We start from the raw sequence: 16,858 nt of genomic DNA on the forward strand, positions 1-16,858 counted from the left end.
TTAATATACTGCCTGTCGACTTGCTTCTGTAACCAGCATCCGGTTAATCTTCTCCTGCATTGTTTCCTTTGCATTTTCATTGAAATGATAACGGACAACATAGACTGTCTGCCCGATTTTCTTTGTAAATGTGTTACCCTCTGTTTTTGTATTCATCATTTTTTCCATAATCATTTTTCCTTTCTTTTGGAGCCCCAGCAGAGAGTCATTCCATTGGTCTCTGTCAGAACATTATTCTTTAAATCAGGCCCAAAATGGGCACTTCCAGTTTCACAGGCTACCTATATATAGCCTTTTCATTTTTGCTTGCAAAAAGCCTTGTGATCACAGCACTTTTTTAACGTAAAAAGCGTTTTAATATGATACAGCCAACGACAAGAAGCATATCTAACAAATATCATTGTCTATCACTTCTGTTTTCTCTGCCGATATCTCTCTGGTTAATGCCTAATAATCTTCCCTGCCAGACAAGACGATAAGTACAGCGTTTGCTTCTATCGTGTTTCCAAATACTTTCTTCCATCATACGATGGTTCTTCATCAAGTTCCAGTCCATGACGTTTACAGATATCTAAAAACATTGTCCGGCAGGCAGAATCGGCTGCAGATTCAAAATTTTATTATTCAAAATAAATAAAAATGGATTCCACCAAAATACCCATCACAAAAAATGTACTGGACACTTCTATTCATTATATTTGCACCAACAACTTGAAGTTATCTTCCTGCTTACGACTTTCCAACAACATAAACTCCAAATATCATTTTGATAATATAAAGATACTTCTTTCTTACCCCAGAGCAAGATCCACCTGTGTTTAACAATATTGTCTTTCCGGCAAATATTCTTTCATCAGGTTTATATCTTGCTGGGGATTCCCCAAACCCATTCTTTCTATTTATGCCGAGATTACTGTACACATTAGAGCAAGATCCACCCCGGTAATACCATATCGCTATTTTAGCATTATGGCATTTTCCGGATGTTGGAATCTTGCTAAGGATTGTGCTCCCTAGTTCCTCACATTCAGCATAAATATATAATTGGTTCCTCGAATTTCTTCGGTCACAGCACAGGGAGAAAAAATAGGCTAAACAGCCCTATATCCCTGTGAAATCACCATGTGATTATAAAATAGCAAGGACAGGAAGTGTGGATACACTTCCGCAAAATTACCAATTTCGGAGCCATATCCAAAATTGAAAAATACATAAAAATCAAAAATCCGAAACCTTACTCGATATCCAAATTTATAATTTTTACAGATTACAAAAAAACCAATATGAAAATTTTACAAATTTTGTAACACATGTAAAATTCCCATATTGGTTTTCATTCATCTTTTATGGATTTGGAATATTCTATGTTTTCAAATATTTTACTTTGAGCAAAAAACAGCTCTATAAACTTTTATCATTGCATTTTCTGGTATAATTTCATCAACTCTCCCACACAATCTGCTTCCGTCATTTTTGTACTAAAGCCATACGCAGCCATAACAGCTTTATCATTTGCAGTATGTGCTCGTCGTAACTCGGCTGGCATTGTTAAAGGATCATATAAAGCCGCAAGATTACTACTAGGATATAATGTTCTTGCTTTCAAAATTTCCTGTGCCGATTTTTCAATTTGTTCCCGATTCTTCTCCGTTACTACAGGCCACGGAAAATTGTTATACACTATTGTGTTTGAATAACTATAATCACTTTTTAATCTTCCACACACTGCTCGCATCCATGCCATGTGAACATTCGACATCAATACACCAAATTCATAAAATGATGCATTGGGCATAGTGAATAATTTGTCTCCCGGAATAATTTCACCATCTAAATAATCCATTGGAATATATCTACGATTCTGAGAAGAAACTTTGGGAATCGCAATATATTGATTTTTATGTTCAAGTATTGATGCAAATAAAGTTGGATTCTCAGCCGCTTTTTTTGTGTTCGCTCTTGTACTACTAAGTCTAAATTCACGTACTTTATTCACTCGTTCTAATATCATCGGACATTTTTTTAATAATCCAGGATCAGCTCCAACAAGCCAAATACAATATCTCGGCTTTCGATCAATAAAATCTTTTCCCATCATATAATGTCTAAAAAACGGAGAAGCCTGTGGTTCTTTTTCCAAAAACTCTTCCTTTTCCTCTTCCGTCAATATTAAAAATCCACCATCAATTGCTTGCCCACCTAATGCTATTTCAGGAACATTACACAATGGTTTCATTCTTTTTTCAATGAATATATTTTCTGCATCAAGCAAATATCCATTAATATTATTCGCCGGAATTGCGTTCTCACCTGAATAAATTATTTTCTGCTTATTATTTACAGCTCTGCTAAAGCCAACAATTACACAATGAACATGCGCTTTTATTGACGCTTCACTATCCCATATAAATGTTCTGTATGCAAAATCAATGTGTACACCTGATTCAAAAAGCGGTTTCCAGAGAATCGAAACACTTTCTCCCTGTGTAATTGAATTAGTTGATACCAATGCTGCTCTGATATTATAATTTCCCATATAGTCAGCCGCTTTTTTATACCAGCAACTAACATAATCAAGATTTCCTATACTCTTCCATCCTTCAAATATCTTCTCAACATCTTCCTTCTGCTCCGACGCCATCCAACGTGCTCCTACAAATGGCGGATTCCCCATTATAAACGATAATTTTTCTGCAGGAATTACATCATTCCAATCAATTCTTAATGCATTTCCTTCTGTAATATTTACATATGTCTTTAAAGGAAGAAAATCGTCATTAAATCCATACACAATATTTTTCGTTTCTTCCAACATTTGAGATTCTGCAATCCATAAAGCCGTTTTCGCAACTGTAACTGCAAAATCGTTAATCTCTATTCCATAAAATTGCTGAATAGAAACTCTAATTGGATTATTTACCTCTACCAATGTCATTTGTCCGCCAACTTTTTCCTTTATCACCTCATTCTCCAAACGACGAAGCGACAGGTATGTTTCTGTAAGGAAATTTCCGGAACCACACGCAGGATCAAAAAATGTAAGTGATGCCAATTTATTTTGGAATTCTTCCAATTTTTTATCTCTGGTACGCTTCACTTGAATTGCTCTAATACTATCAAATTCCTTCTGCAAATCTTCCAAAAAAAGAGGACTAATAACTTTATGAATATTTTCAATAGATGTATAATGCATTCCTCCTGAACGTCTGGTCTCAGGATTTAATGTAGATTCAAATACCGCTCCAAATATAGTTGGAGAAATATCACTCCAGTCAAAATCTTCTGACGCTTTTGTAAGAAGTAATTCTTTAATTTTCTCTGTAAAAGGTGGTATCTCAATAGTTTCATCAGCAAATAACCCACCATTTACATACGGGAACTGAGCAAGTTCTTCCTCTAAATACTCGTCTCGCTCTGATACAGGTGTATCCAATATCTTAAATAATTCTATTATAGCTCTCCGGCAATCCTTTACTTCATATGTTTCCAAATAATCATGGAACATATTTCTCTTTCCAAAAATACCAGCATCTTCTGCATACAAGCAAAAAACAATTCGCACACATAAAGCATTCAGGCTCTTTAGTTTATGCTCTCTTTTTTCTCTCTGCTCAAGTGTTTCATCCTTTTCCTTAATATCTGGTATACGATATTGTTTTAAAAACGCATCATAAATAAGCCCAACAATACCTCCTGCTTTTATTGATACTTCCATTTCATGCGATATTGTCTTTACTTCCTTTTTCACCAAGAAGTCCAACAATGGATATTTGCTTTGTAATTCATCTAAAGCAATCTTTGTCGGTTCTGGCTGTTTCTGGTTCATATCATAAATCCAAATTTCAGCAAAATTTGACGTAACAATCCACCGAGCTCTTTCATCAAAAGTCAGCTTTCCATTATATCTGTCTGCCTGTTCAAATGGAGTAAGATCAACATCTCCTGAATTCCTGATTTTCTGATCCAATGCTTTTCCAAGACTCTTCTGTTCAATAATTACTCGTGTTTCAGGAATATACACATCAATACGTTTTGTATTTCCATCAATTACAACTTTCTTTTCAAAGTTCAAACGTTCTGTCACATTATCCATTCCCAAAACATTCGTCAATAAATCAATCCAATAAGAACGTCCATCTTCATCTTCTTTCCCTTTTCCCATCCATCGGTTTACAAATTGACGGGCAGCCTCTCTTTGTTCTGCATCTGTCATGCTTTTTTCCTCCTAAATAATCGTGCATTCACAAATCTTTCTCCGACTATTTTTACATATCATATCCACAGTATATCATAAAATTATTACAGAACAGCATTCATATATCATTATTTGTATTGTGTCTGCACACAAGGAACTTCTACCGCCAAATCATAATAATATTGATACATGATCATGTTATCTTTTGCTTCTATATACACTCTCTGAGCTTCTTTCAGCAAGTTATTCCATATATCTTTCCATTCACTAGGAGCCGAATCTAAAAACCACATATTATTAAATGACATTTCTATCGTCCCCCATAAATCATCTTCTTTACGCTCAGTTTTTATATTCATCTGCATATTTCGTGCAATTTCCAATGCATCTTTTTGTAAAAAAGTGAATTTCACTACTTTTTGAAGATCTGGAACTTTCTTAAAACGACGCATATGAGCTTCTGCCTTTTTAATAATTGTTTCCAATTGTTCATCATGCCATTTTTTATCCTCTAGTATCTCTTCTTCTGACATTTGCGCTTTTTCTTCATTAATTTCTCTTTGCATTTCTTCCAATTCATGCTGTGCAATATCATAATATTTCTTTTCAATCACCATAATCTCCCAACTCCATAAAAAAAGAAACAGTCAACATTTTCGTTACAACTGTTTCCTTTATTTTTGAAGTCCCCGGAGCATTTGTATCACTACATTCTGTTCTTTTTCATCAAGATTATTCCAAATATTCAGAACCTCTTGTTGTGATTCTGATAAGCTTACTGGAACATCCATTCCGGCAAAGAATTGTGCCATTGTTACTCCCAGTGCATCACATATCTTTTCTACAGTAGGCATAGTTGGTAAACTTTCTTTAGCAATAATTTTTCCAATCGAAGATTGAGATATACCAGTCAATTGTGACAGCCGATATTTACTCATATCACGTTTTTTACATAAAGCTATAATATTGTCCGCAATATAATCCTCTGTACGCAAGTAAATACACCTCTTTCCGATAGTAGTTACCTTAATTGTAACTAGAAATCCGCAAAAATATTAGAGATGTATCTTACAAGTATTTACTAAGGGAAACAGTAGTATTAAAACAAAAAAAATAGAACTATATAAAGTTGTATTCCATTAATGTCAGCTTATTATCTAAATGCTCATATTCTCTTTGTATTTCTTCAATTTTATCATATAGTTTCAGCACTGTCGAACCCTTTATCATTTTATTCTCTTGGCACATCTGCCGGAATTTTTCTTTGTACTCCCGCAGTACTCTTCCTTTTTCCTCTAATTCCTCCAGTGTTTTGATTTCCTCTTTATCTGCCATGTATTTTCCTCCCAGACATAATTTTTAATACATAAATGATAACCCTTTTTTCGCTGTTGTTCAATTACAACTTATCGCCTTTTTCTCCCATCAATCGACAATCTTCTTTTTGCTATATACATATGATATACTTCTCTTTATACAACCAATTGCTGTTGTATAGCTCACCATTTTTTCTATCTACAACACAAAAAAGTCAAGTTGTGATGGAAAGGAGGTGAGGACATGGAAATAAATTATGCACTTATAGGCAAACGTATAAGAGAAACCCGCAAACAACGAGGATTATCTGCCGAGGAGCTGGCTGAAATTGCTGATCTTTCTACTGTTTATATAAGCTATATTGAAAATGCCAAGCGTAAACCCAGTTTAGAATCTTTAATCAAAATTAGCAACGCACTTGAAATTACTATTGATGAATTACTCTATGGGAACTTGTTATACAATCCTACGGAATATCAAACTGACATTGATTTATTAATGGCAGATTGTACCAGCACTGAAAAACGTTACATATTCGAGGTTCTTTCAGCCATAAAAAACATTTTACGAATCAATGATTGGCATCTATCCTCAAAACACAATTACGATGCTGATAACCCGAATGATTATTAAATCATTCAATAACAATCAAATATCTATTTCTACATAAACCATCCGTTAATCACTTAACCGATGGTTTATGTCTTTTTCAATCCAAAAATTCTATGATAGTTATATCAACTATAAAGGATGTCGCTATTGATGAAAGAAAGTGAAGAACGAAGCAGTAATATTGATGAACAGAAAGCCAGAATCCGGCAAAGATACAAAGGTATTGATCCAGAAGAACTGGAAGTAATTCCGGCACTTCCACCAGAGGATATTTTTAAAACAGAAAAAAAACTACGAGTAGCTGTATATGCAAGGGTATCTACGGATGATCCACGCCAAACATCCTCATATGAATTACAGAAAAATCATTATCAGGATGTAGTAAATAAAAATCCGAATTGGATGCTTGTAGAAATATATGCCGACGAAGGCATTTCCGGCACTTCGCTTCAACATAGAGATGCATTCAAAAAAATGATTGAAGATTGTGAAGGCGGAAAAATTGATTTAATCATAACAAAAAGTGTATCCCGATTTGCAAGAAACGTTGTTGACTGTATCCGATATGTACGAGAGCTTTCTTCACTCCGTCCACCCGTCGGTGTATTTTTTGAAACAGAGCATTTAAATACTCTTGATCCCAAAAGCGAAATGATTCTGTCATTCATGTCAACACTTGCGCAGGAAGAAAGTCATACCAAAAGTGAAATTATGAATTCTTCCATTGAAATGCGTTTTCGTCGGGGAATATTCCTTACACCTCCTCTGCTCGGATATGACCAAGACGAAAATGGAGATCTTGTAATCAATCCACATGAAGCTAAAATTGTGCAGCTTATTTTTTATATGTATCTTAATGGAAGCAGTACTCAACAAATTGCTGATTCTTTGACAGAACTCGGTTGTAAAACAAAAAAGAATAATGATGTCTGGTCATCCAGTACCATACTACAAATCCTTCAAAATGAACGCCATTGTGGGGATGTTCTGGCGAGAAAAACATGGACTCCGAATTATCTTGACCATAAATCAAGGAAAAACAATCAAGACCGTAATCAATACAGAAAAGTCGGACATCATGAAGCTATTATCTCCCGAGATGATTTCATAGCTGTTCAAAAATTAATTACAAATGCGAAATATGGAAATAAAGAGATTTTACCAGAATTACATGTGATACAAGAAGGCTCTCTAAGTGGATTTATAAGCATTAATCCAAGATGGTCTGGATTTAAATCCAGAGACTACTTTGAAGCATCTCAAAGCGTCCTTAAACCGACAAATATGAATGCACCTGATACAATTACTGCTTCCGCCGGTTCCTTCGATTTAAGAGACTATGAAGTTGCTAGAGGACAATTTTTCTCCTCGGTTGGTCGGATTTCTGTTTCTTTTTCATATAAACAGATCTCTTTTAACAAAGATGCTATACGGAAATTTCCAAACATAAAATTTGTCGAAATGCTAATACACCCGAGCTCAAAACTACTTGCTATTCGACCATGTTCCTCTGAAACAAAAAATAAAGTGCAGTGGTCACGTCTCAAAGATGGTCAACTTATTCCAAAACCAATTTCCGGTGCTGCATTTTTGCCAACATTATACGAGATATTTAAGTGGGACAAAAAATGCAAATATAGAATATTAGGAGTTGCCCACCAAAAAGACAATGAAAATGTCCTTATTTTCAACATGGACGATACAGAAATACGAATCCCGACAAGTACCAACGACGTATCCGCCCCCAATAACAACACGCCTGATACAATATCTGATTCTAAGAGTGTGTTAGCTTATCCTGCCGACTGGATGAATAGCTTCGGTAATAATTACTATACTCAGTCTCAAGCGCCAGAATTAACAGAATTTACAGTGGACAAAAACTGGCAAACTGCTTCAGAAAGTAAACCTTATAAAGAACCCGAGCTACAAACCACTCCCAAAGAAACCATTATACAAAATATAAAGAATATTATTACAGAAATTAAAGGAGACACCCAATGAGCGAGCAACCTATAAATCAATGGAATATGACTACAGAACCTTCTGATATGATGAAAATCAACACACCTATGCCAATAACAGTCGCACCCAGCCCCTCAAATCAAATGGAAGTCATTGACGATGATTCTTTCAGCTATGACGGTTATCAAGTTGTACGTGGCGAATTCTTCGCTCATATTTACGAACCTTCGTTTACGTTTAATAACTACAAGGTATCTGTAAATACCGCCTGCATAAAAAAGCTACCTGATGTCGAATATGTGCAAATATTAGTCAATCCCATTGAAAAAAAACTGGCTGTCCGTCCCTGTCGAGAAGAAGAAAAAGACTCTTTTCGTTGGTGTTCCTCTGGAAAAAAGCGTTCGCCAAAACAAATCACCTGTCGAATTTTCTTTGCTAAAGTGATATCTCTCATGGATTGGAATCCTAATTATCGGTACAAGATTCTCGGCAAATTAATTCGTTCTGGCAATGAAATACTGTTCATTTTCGATTTAACTTCACCTGAAATATTTCCTCGTACACTAAAAGACAATGGAACTGTAACCACTGCTAGGACACCTTCTTATCCTGAAGAATGGAAGAATCAATTCGGTATTCCAGTGGAAGAACATCAGAAATCAATGCAAGTCAATATATTTGAAGGCTACGCAGTATTTGACATACAAGAAAAGAAGAAGGCAACTGATAAATCCATAGAAAAAGCAAAAGAACCATCAACAGCAGAAAGTGAGGAAAAATCCTATGAACAACAAACACTCTTCCCATCCACTAATATGTATTGACTTTAAAAAGAATCGTATACGAATCCACCGCAATACACTCCGTCAAATTGGTAACCCAGAATATATTCAACTTCTTGTTAATCCTGATCAAAAAATGATAGGTATAAAGGCTAGTTGTGCAGAGGATAAATTGGCACATAAAGTTAAGGATTATTTTGTCATCAATGGTAACAGTTATGAATTGTACAGCCGAGAATTATTATATTCACTTTCCCAGCTTAACCTTTCTTGGGAGAAATTTAACATTTTTCGTTTAGAAGGCAATATTTACCCAGATAAGAAAATAGCTCTATTTTCCATGGATAACATCATCGCAAAACTGCCACAAACAGAATTCAAATCAGAAATAATGGGAGATGAGTATGCGCAATTATAGTATATATACATTAAAAACAAAACTAGAATTCACCAATTTGTATCAATATCTCAGTGAAAAAGATTATAAACAACTTGAGCAACAGATATTATGTCATTCCTATCACACCCCCATCTGCACATGGAATGGTATTGTCATTAATGGTATAGAAGCATATGAATTATTTCGTAAACACAGTATTCCTTTCCGAATAAAAAGACTCCATTTTTCCAGTAAAGAAGATGTAATTTCATGGATATGTACTGACCAACTTAAACGAGAGGATTTAACCAATATCAATAAAAAATACCTGATTGGGAAAAAATATGATGCTGAAAAAATTTTAGTTTCAAGACAACTTTCATCTACGAATAAATCTCATATTTCCGGTGCAAGCATCGCAGCAAAAAAAATATCCGAAGAATGTAATGTAGCAATGGCTACTGTTTACAAATATTCTGCTTACAGTAGTGCACTAGATATAATTGATGAAAAAGTTCCGGATCTTGTCAAACGAGTTCGTTCTGGTCAGCTTTGGATTTCCCAAGCTAATATTATTGAACTTTCAGGATTATCAAAAGAGCAGCTTTTAAGTCTAAATAACTACCTTCTTGCCGAAAAGATAGAACATCTCAGTTATCATGATATGAAAAGGGAATTACTGTGGAATAATTACGCCAAACCGATATTAAAGAAAGAATCTTCCGTTTCTATTCCATCTATACGCAATCTGCCACAATTTGATCCAGATGCGGAAATTGCAAGTCTTACGTTGACGATTCCCTCATGGAACAGTTCTATCGAAAGAGTATTAAAAGTTTCAGATTTTAAAATTGCATCTGATACAGCAAAATATAAGCTTAAATATCAGCTTATGTGCCTAATATCAACCACAAATAATATTTTGAAAAAATTGGAGGAAATATAATTATGGATGGAAATACCGAAGATTTACAAAAGTTTGTTCCCCAAGTGCATTTTGAGCAAATACCTATTAAAAATTTATGTTCAAATCAAGATTACCAACGTAATCTTTCTATCAAACACGTTCAGCGTGCTGCAGCTAATTTTGACCTTTATCAGATAAACCCTGTAAAAGTAAGTAGACGTGATGGGATAAATTATGTGTTCAACGGACAACACACTATAGAAATTGTCGCTCTCGTCTCTGGATCAAGAGAAACTCCTGTCTGGTGCATGGTTTATGATGATCTTGTTTACACTCAAGAAGCAGATATTTTTGCAAATCAGATGAAATATGTCAAATCGTTACTACCTTATGAAATATTCATGGCTAATATTGAAGCTGGTAATGATAGAGAACTTATTATTCGTGACCTTGTTGAATCATATGATCTCTCTATTACTTCTTCCTCTCGCCCCGGAGGTATATGTGCTGTATCCACTTTAATTAATATCTATGAAAAATATGGTTTTCACACTCTTGATCGTGTTTTACGCCTTTGCGTTGCCACATGGGAAGGCGCGCCTATGTCCTTTAGCTCCAATATGCTTAATGCTATTGCCCGTCTGGATAATGCTTATGGAGAAACAATGAAAGATGACACATTTAAAGAAAAAGTAGGACGTGTCTCTGTCAGAGAAATCAGTCGTACTGCCAGAGAACGTCGTGCCGGTTCATTAGGGTTTGCAGAAGCTCTTTTACTAGAATACAATAAAAAATCCAAGTATTCACTTCCTTTTGAGAAATTATACACTCATAAAACACCCAAAAAAAGAGAACAATCAACTGAAGATGAATCCGGTCAAAGTTCCACTCCAGAAGGTCAGTTAGATTTATTTTCTACGGATCAGGACAATACTCAGGCTCTGCCAAACGAATAGCGCAGAGCCTTCAGCCTTCGTTCTATTCATACTTTCAAAAGAATACCCTACTCTAAGACTCCCTTTCATGCAAGCACTATTTTATCTTATTCCAAATTCATCATCCGCTCCATCCGCCACCTTATATATGAATATCCATTCCAAATATTTGCTTTTACCGGATACTCTTTCCTGTAAACAAATACAGTGTGATATTTAACAAAATGCATTCTACACCAGTTATGTATATCCTTCATATATATGTTATTTATACCGTTCGCCCACTGTTCTAAAAACCATATGTCTTTATCTGACAATAACTCCATTATGAACAGTACATTATAATATTGAATGACACCTACTCTCTTCCTTTCCTCTATTAACCTTTTACACAATAACCTATACTTAATGTTCATATCGTTCCTATGCCTTCCCTCTAATCTATATTTTCCATCCTTATATACGTTATATATATAATTGTTATATAGTACATATAAGTGCCTGAAGCATATCAATTGCTTCCGCCGAGCGCACTTCCCCCACGATGATCCTGTCCGGTCTCATACGAAGTGCCGACTTGATCAGATCCCTGATGGTAACTTCTCCTGTTCCTTCTACATTAGCATTTCTTGCTTCCAGTCTTACCAGATTCTTTACATTTTGAATCTGAAGTTCTGCGTTGTCTTCGATCGTTATGATGCGTTCATTTTTGGGTATATATTGCGATAGTGCATTCAAGAAAGTGGTTTTCCCGGATCCGGTTCCACCACTGATGAATATATTGTATCCGGCGGCTACTAATAAAGCCAGAAAACCCGATACTTCTGAATTGATTGACTGCCATTCCATCAGTTTTTTCATTGTAATTGCTTCTTTTGCAAATTTTCGAATTGTAACGATCGGCCCATTTAATGCGACCGGCGGAAGTACGACATTGACTCTCGATCCGTCTGCCAGTCTGGCATCTGCAATCGGCGATGCCTCATTTACCAGTCTGTTGGATCCTGCCACGATCTGCTGGATCACATCCTCCAGTTTGTCTCTGGATAAGAATCTTTTGTCTGACTGGATGATCCTTCCTGCTTTTTCAATAAATATATTCTGCGTCCCGTTGATCATGATTTCTGTGATCTGTTCGTCTTCCAGAAATTCCTGCAGCAGATCCAGTTTCCGGAATGCATTGAAAAGTTCCTTTCCAAGCATTGTTTTCTGATCCAACGGCAGATATTCTTCCTGCGAAGCTTCCTGAAGTACTTCATAGATCAACTCTGTCAGTTCTTCGTCCTCCATGTCCCTTGTCATATCCAGTCTGGATAATATCCTTGCATGGAGCTGCTCTGCTTCTATCATTTTCCTCATCCTTCCAGCTCTTTCTTTACCATCTTCTGCTTTACATCGTCATAACCCATCAGATGTAATTCTTCTTCAAACTGGAATAATTTTGCCTGCGCCACCTCCTCTTTTATGACCGCCACATGTATCTCCGTACACATCCTCAAGAGCTCATATACTCCACGGATCCCTTCATCGATATCCAGTATCAGGACTTCATATATGCTCTGTTCTGCAATCTGTTCCACAAACCCTGTCCACTCTTCGATCTCCACTGCCTTCAGATCTTCCGACATCCGCATAGGCAGAAGATAGTCAAGCGGTCCCATATGTTTTACCATACCTGCCAGAGCTGCTCTTAAGTGTTTCTTCTCCTGTCTGGAATAATAAAGTGCATCCGCTACCGTCTGTCCGGCATCCGGAAAATGTCCCCCGATCCCTCCATATACTTCAAGATTCAGGTACAATACATTGTACGTCCTTGCCAGTTCTTTTCCCAGCTTTAATGCATACCCGGTCTTCTTACTCCGGTGCACCGGGGAAAAGATTCCGATGATCCTGACATTCTGCTTTTTCGCTGTCCTAAGGAAAAATCTTTCCGGTTCCCCGGACTGCGTACACTGTTCGATCACTGCCCCCATAATGGCCTCTCCGGACTGGTACTTATTGATAAGTTTCTCATTTGTCTCATGTGCTGCATTTTCCGACTGTGCCAGAACGAACACATTCCCGGCCTTTATCTTCTTCCTGTCTTCTACCGGATAACTGCTTCCGATCAACAGGATATCAACCGGTGATTCCTCCTGCAGTTTTACGGTCTGCTCAACACTGTTACATACCTGTACGCCAAGTGCCAGCTCCTTCGCTTTCATAAAAACTTCCGCAAGGGCCGCAGCGTATCTCACTTCCTGGTCACAAATCACCAGATTTCTGCTTACCACATACTATCCCTCCTTCAACACGTTTACACAAAATCTGAAACGTTTGCCGATACGGCATTGAATACTTCTTGAATTTTTTGAATCTAACAATTAGAACTACAAATCAGATGCAAGCTACTTCGTAACTTGTAGGCTGATTATATACTGGATGATTTGTATTTGTCTATGCCCTTTTTAAAAGTTTTCAATCTTTGTGCAATGTTTACATAATTTGATAAAAAGTTATACCGTAAAGTAGAGCAACCCCAGGAAATCCAAAGGATCCGGATGTCAAAAAAGTAATCGGATTCATCCCGACACAAGCAGAAATTCCCTGTCCGTCAAGAAATTCGTTTACAAAAAATATGATCGCGAACCCAATAATTCCACGAATCAGAAAATTTACAATGATTTTTGTTCCCTTTTTTTTCATATTTTTCTCTTTTTTATTACTCTGTTTTTTTATTATATGATGATCTGTATCTGTCTTATACCTTTCATAATTATCAAAAAGCATCTAAAAAAACAGGCTTGAAAACTTTTTCTTTTTTCAAACCTGTCTCATGATCTCTGATCTGCTTTTTATTTTATAACGAAATCTTGATTTCCCGTTCTGTCCGATGGTATTTATGATAATTCACGCCGGCAGAATCGAACATCTTCATGGAAGCCATTACAGCTGCTGTACCTTCATACTTGTTGCTGTCATAGATAACCTCTTTGATCCCGCTTTGTATGATCGCTTTCGCACATTCGTTACACGGGAACAGAGAGACATACAATTTTGCCCCTTCCAGACTTCCTCCACGGTAATTCAGGATCGCATTCAGCTCACTGTGAACCGTGTATACATATTTTGTCTCTAAAGGATCTTCTCCTTCCCGCGCCCATGGAAATACATCATCCGAGCACCCTGTCGGAAGTCCGTTATATCCCATTGACAGGATCTTGTTATCCTGACTGACGATACAGCATCCTACCTGTGTATTCGGATCTTTGGAACGCATTCCGGAAAGCTTTGCAACGCCCATAAAATACTCATCCCAGCTGATATAATCTGTTCTTTTATCTCCCATATACGTCACCTCGCCACTATTTTGTCCCAAAAATACGGTCTCCTGCATCTCCCAGTCCCGGAACAATATATTTATGCTCATTCAGATGGTCATCGAGTGCACCGATATAGATATCTACATCCGGATGCGCTTCCTGCAGACGTTTTACACCTTCCGGAGCTGCAATGATACACATAAAACGCATATGTTTTACACCTTTATCTTTCAGCATCTGAAGTGCTGCCACACAGGACCCGCCTGTTGCAAGCATCGGATCTACGACAAATACTTCTCTTTCGTCACAGTCTGACGGAAGTTTGCAGTAATATTCTACCGGTTCATATGTCTCCGGATCTCTGTAAAGACCGATATGTCCGACCTTGGCAGACGGGATCATATTCAGCATTCCGTCAACCATTCCAAGTCCGGCTCTTAAGATCGGCACTACTGCTAACTTTTTACCGCTTAATTGTTTTCCCACCATCTCGCAGATTGGTGTCTTTATCCTGACATCCTCCAGTTTCAGATCTCTTGTTGCTTCATAACACATTAATGATGCGATCTCCCCAACGATCTCTCTGAATTCTTTTGACCCTACCTCTTCGCTTCTGATGTAGCTGATCTTGTGCTGAATCAACGGGTGATCCATAACCTGTACTTTTGACATGTTTCTCCTCCTTGTTGTGAAATGATTCTATACCAATTTTTCTATATGATGTCCTGCAGCTTTCAGAAGACGGTTCATAATTGCACTTCCGATTCCTGCAGTATCAAACGACTCACTGTAGATATAATCTACCTGATCGTCATCAAACTCTCTTAAGATCCCGAACAGATTTGCGGCGATGGTTGATTCATCCGCTCTGGTTCCGATGCATTTTACGTCACCGGCCTTATATTCTGCCACAGTCTCTTCCGTTCCGATAATGCCGACTTTATATCCTGCACAGGACTTTTCTTTTGCACGCTTATTGATCTCTGCCGTCACCTTCTCCAGTGGACCTTCTATAATGGTCAGATCCGCTTTCGGTGCATAATGACGATACTTCATTCCCGGTGCTTTCGGAACCTGCTTGCTGTCCGGTCTGATCAGCGTCCTGTCGATCGTGACTTCTCCGATCACTTCCTCGAACATCTCTTTTGTAATGGCTCCCGGTCTTAAGATCATCGGTGGTTCTACCGTCATATCCAGTATTGTAGATTCTACCCCGATCTCTACTGCCCCGCCGTCTACGATCATGTCTACCCTTCCGGTAAGATCCTCTGCTACATGCTGTGCGGTTGTCGGACTCGGCCGTCCGGAAGTATTCGCGCTCGGTGCCGCAATGTATCCGCCGCCCGCATCAATCACTTCTCTTGCGATCTCATCTACCGGCATCCGGACAGCTACCGTATCCAGCCCTCCGGTGGTTCCGTACGGCACAATATCACTTTTGTTAAATATCATTGTAAGCGGCCCCGGCCAGTATTTTTCAGCAACCTTTACAGCCTTTTCCGGGACTTCGGAAACAATTTTTTCCAGTGCTTTCATATTCGTGATATGAATGATCAAAGGGTTGTCAGACGGTCTTCCTTTTGCGGCATATATCTTCTTGGCCGCATCTTCATTCAATGCATCTGCTCCCAGACCATATACGGTCTCTGTGGGAAATGCAACCAGACCTCCTTCTTTTAAGATCCGTCCTGCTTCTCTTATAATATCTGTATTATTTTGATTTTTATCAATTTTTTCTAATATTGTTTTCATGATTGTTATTATACTACACTCTAGTTTTCCATACAAGCAAGGATTCCTTCTGCGATCGCTTCCGCAAGCTTCTCCTGATACTTTGGACTGACCAGCTTTGCGGCTTCTTCCGGGTTACTTAAGAATCCGCACTCCACAATGATCGTCGGTACTTCCGTCCGTTTCAGAAGATAATAGGTATCATTCGCTTTTGCCTGTCTGGTATTCTCTTCATCTGCCTTCAGCAGTGCTTTCTGCATCACTTCGGCCATTCGCTTTCCCTCTTCCGAATGTGAATAATAGAAGACCTGCGCCCCGTGGATCTGCGCATCCTGATAGCTGTTCTGATGGATACTGACCGCAGCCTGCGGCATCGTCTTATTGATCCGTTCCACTCTCGCTTTCATATCATGGATTTTTTTATTTCCTGCAGCCGGATCTCCAAGCATTACATCCTTTTCTCTTGTCATGACGACCTTCCATCCCTTTTTCTCCAGTCTCTCTTTTGTCTTTTTTGCAATTTTCAGATTTACATCCTTTTCTTTTGCCTGATTCACACCAATCTTTCCTGGATCCTCTCCGCCGTGTCCGCTGTCCAGGACAATACATGGATTCCTTCCTGTAACCCTTCCGCTTGATACCATTTCCTCCAGATGATTACTCATCATGATAAGTACCGCCAGCAGCAGCAATACTATTGCAAATTCTATTTTTTTCCACAAATAAAAATACC

General features: G+C 37.7%; 17 protein-coding genes and 1 pseudogene. 6 read left to right on the forward strand and 12 right to left on the reverse strand.

Annotated elements, in window-relative coordinates; translation table 11 throughout:
- The 5 genes from NKF87_RS13735 to NKF87_RS13755 form a co-directional block, all read right to left on the reverse strand.
- Window positions 1-168 carry a transposon-encoded TnpW family protein gene (locus tag NKF87_RS13735; protein WP_015513594.1) on the reverse strand — a complete coding sequence of 56 codons (168 nt, stop codon included), beginning with the start codon at window positions 166-168 and terminating at the stop codon, window positions 1-3.
- A 1,246-nt stretch (window positions 169-1,414) separates the two neighbouring features.
- On the reverse strand, window positions 1,415-4,213 hold the full coding sequence (locus NKF87_RS13740) for a DNA methyltransferase (protein WP_117592868.1): 2,799 nt from the start codon (window positions 4,211-4,213) through the stop codon (window positions 1,415-1,417).
- A 110-nt stretch (window positions 4,214-4,323) separates the two neighbouring features.
- Complete coding sequence (locus NKF87_RS13745; RefSeq protein WP_253583728.1) at window positions 4,324-4,812, reverse strand: chemotaxis protein CheY; 489 nt, start codon at window positions 4,810-4,812, stop codon at window positions 4,324-4,326.
- Between the two features lie 57 nt (window positions 4,813-4,869).
- Window positions 4,870-5,190, reverse strand: a complete 321-nt coding sequence (locus NKF87_RS13750) for a helix-turn-helix domain-containing protein (RefSeq protein WP_013976760.1) — start codon at window positions 5,188-5,190, stop codon at window positions 4,870-4,872.
- A 124-nt stretch (window positions 5,191-5,314) separates the two neighbouring features.
- Complete coding sequence (locus NKF87_RS13755) at window positions 5,315-5,530, reverse strand: hypothetical protein (protein WP_013976761.1); 216 nt, start codon at window positions 5,528-5,530, stop codon at window positions 5,315-5,317.
- Window positions 5,531-5,755: 225 nt separating this feature from the next.
- Here NKF87_RS13755 and NKF87_RS13760 point away from each other — a divergent pair, with 225 nt between their 5' ends.
- The 6 genes from NKF87_RS13760 (at window position 5,756) to NKF87_RS13785 (ending at window position 11,113) form a co-directional block, all read left to right on the forward strand.
- Entirely contained in the window at window positions 5,756-6,145 is a 390-nt protein-coding gene (locus NKF87_RS13760; protein WP_008374249.1) for a helix-turn-helix domain-containing protein, read from the forward strand.
- Window positions 6,146-6,274: 129 nt separating this feature from the next.
- Entirely contained in the window at window positions 6,275-8,128 is a 1,854-nt protein-coding gene (locus NKF87_RS13765) for a recombinase family protein (RefSeq protein WP_117592867.1), read from the forward strand.
- Entirely contained in the window at window positions 8,125-8,913 is a 789-nt protein-coding gene (locus tag NKF87_RS13770) for a hypothetical protein (protein WP_055145192.1), read from the forward strand. Before NKF87_RS13765 ends, NKF87_RS13770 begins: the two co-directional genes overlap by 4 nt.
- Window positions 8,873-9,289: a hypothetical protein gene (locus tag NKF87_RS13775; RefSeq protein ID WP_117592865.1), complete on the forward strand. Its 417-nt coding sequence runs from the start codon at window positions 8,873-8,875 to the stop codon at window positions 9,287-9,289. Before NKF87_RS13770 ends, NKF87_RS13775 begins: the two co-directional genes overlap by 41 nt.
- Window positions 9,276-10,196: a hypothetical protein gene (locus NKF87_RS13780; protein ID WP_117592863.1), complete on the forward strand. Its 921-nt coding sequence runs from the start codon at window positions 9,276-9,278 to the stop codon at window positions 10,194-10,196. Before NKF87_RS13775 ends, NKF87_RS13780 begins: the two co-directional genes overlap by 14 nt.
- Window positions 10,197-10,198: 2 nt before the next feature.
- The gene (locus NKF87_RS13785) at window positions 10,199-11,113 is read left to right on the forward strand and encodes a DUF6551 family protein (protein ID WP_117592861.1); all 915 of its coding nucleotides are present in this window, start codon (window positions 10,199-10,201) and stop codon (window positions 11,111-11,113) included.
- A gap of 474 nt (window positions 11,114-11,587) precedes the next feature.
- Here the strand turns inward: NKF87_RS13785 and NKF87_RS13790 are convergent.
- The 7 genes and pseudogenes from NKF87_RS13790 to NKF87_RS13820 all read right to left on the reverse strand — a co-directional run.
- Window positions 11,588-12,442, reverse strand: a pseudogene (locus NKF87_RS13790) (CpaF family protein); the annotation flags it as partial.
- A 5-nt stretch (window positions 12,443-12,447) separates the two neighbouring features.
- Window positions 12,448-13,365, reverse strand: a complete 918-nt coding sequence (locus NKF87_RS13795; RefSeq protein WP_055283321.1) for a hypothetical protein — start codon at window positions 13,363-13,365, stop codon at window positions 12,448-12,450.
- Window positions 13,366-13,567: 202 nt separating this feature from the next.
- Window positions 13,568-13,861 (reverse strand): pro-sigmaK processing inhibitor BofA family protein, encoded by a 294-nt coding sequence (locus NKF87_RS14580; protein ID WP_319638541.1) that lies wholly within the window; start codon window positions 13,859-13,861, stop codon window positions 13,568-13,570.
- A gap of 70 nt (window positions 13,862-13,931) precedes the next feature.
- A complete protein-coding gene (locus NKF87_RS13805; protein ID WP_028086546.1) occupies window positions 13,932-14,420 on the reverse strand; it encodes a deoxycytidylate deaminase in 489 nt (162 codons plus the stop codon).
- A gap of 16 nt (window positions 14,421-14,436) precedes the next feature.
- Window positions 14,437-15,066 (reverse strand): uracil phosphoribosyltransferase, encoded by a 630-nt coding sequence (upp, locus tag NKF87_RS13810; protein ID WP_028086547.1) that lies wholly within the window; start codon window positions 15,064-15,066, stop codon window positions 14,437-14,439.
- A 27-nt stretch (window positions 15,067-15,093) separates the two neighbouring features.
- On the reverse strand, window positions 15,094-16,146 hold the full coding sequence (locus NKF87_RS13815; protein ID WP_117598147.1) for an L-threonylcarbamoyladenylate synthase: 1,053 nt from the start codon (window positions 16,144-16,146) through the stop codon (window positions 15,094-15,096).
- A gap of 20 nt (window positions 16,147-16,166) precedes the next feature.
- On the reverse strand, window positions 16,167-16,847 hold the full coding sequence (locus NKF87_RS13820; protein ID WP_055283316.1) for an N-acetylmuramoyl-L-alanine amidase: 681 nt from the start codon (window positions 16,845-16,847) through the stop codon (window positions 16,167-16,169).
- Window positions 16,848-16,858: the final 11 nt, after the last annotated feature.

The organism is Dorea longicatena, assembly GCF_024168045.1.
Taxonomy (GTDB): domain Bacteria; phylum Bacillota; class Clostridia; order Lachnospirales; family Lachnospiraceae; genus Dorea_A.

Bases quoted from the DNA above. Each gene is read 5' to 3' on its own strand.
- NKF87_RS13735 (WP_015513594.1), bottom strand. From the start codon at position 168: ATGGAAAAAATGATGAATACAAAAACAGAGGGTAACACATTTACAAAG.
- NKF87_RS13740 (WP_117592868.1), bottom strand. From the start codon at position 4,213: ATGACAGATGCAGAACAAAGAGAGGCTGCCCGTCAATTTGTAAACCGA.
- NKF87_RS13745 (WP_253583728.1), bottom strand. From the start codon at position 4,812: ATGGTGATTGAAAAGAAATATTATGATATTGCACAGCATGAATTGGAA.
- NKF87_RS13755 (WP_013976761.1), bottom strand. From the start codon at position 5,530: ATGGCAGATAAAGAGGAAATCAAAACACTGGAGGAATTAGAGGAAAAA.
- NKF87_RS13760 (WP_008374249.1), top strand. From the start codon at position 5,756: ATGGAAATAAATTATGCACTTATAGGCAAACGTATAAGAGAAACCCGC.
- NKF87_RS13765 (WP_117592867.1), top strand. From the start codon at position 6,275: ATGAAAGAAAGTGAAGAACGAAGCAGTAATATTGATGAACAGAAAGCC.
- NKF87_RS13770 (WP_055145192.1), top strand. From the start codon at position 8,125: ATGAGCGAGCAACCTATAAATCAATGGAATATGACTACAGAACCTTCT.
- NKF87_RS13775 (WP_117592865.1), top strand. From the start codon at position 8,873: ATGAACAACAAACACTCTTCCCATCCACTAATATGTATTGACTTTAAA.
- NKF87_RS13780 (WP_117592863.1), top strand. From the start codon at position 9,276: ATGCGCAATTATAGTATATATACATTAAAAACAAAACTAGAATTCACC.
- NKF87_RS13785 (WP_117592861.1), top strand. From the start codon at position 10,199: ATGGATGGAAATACCGAAGATTTACAAAAGTTTGTTCCCCAAGTGCAT.
- NKF87_RS14580 (WP_319638541.1), bottom strand. From the start codon at position 13,861: ATGCTTTTTGATAATTATGAAAGGTATAAGACAGATACAGATCATCAT.
- NKF87_RS13805 (WP_028086546.1), bottom strand. From the start codon at position 14,420: ATGGGAGATAAAAGAACAGATTATATCAGCTGGGATGAGTATTTTATG.
- upp (WP_028086547.1), bottom strand. From the start codon at position 15,066: ATGTCAAAAGTACAGGTTATGGATCACCCGTTGATTCAGCACAAGATC.
- NKF87_RS13815 (WP_117598147.1), bottom strand. From the start codon at position 16,146: ATGAAAACAATATTAGAAAAAATTGATAAAAATCAAAATAATACAGAT.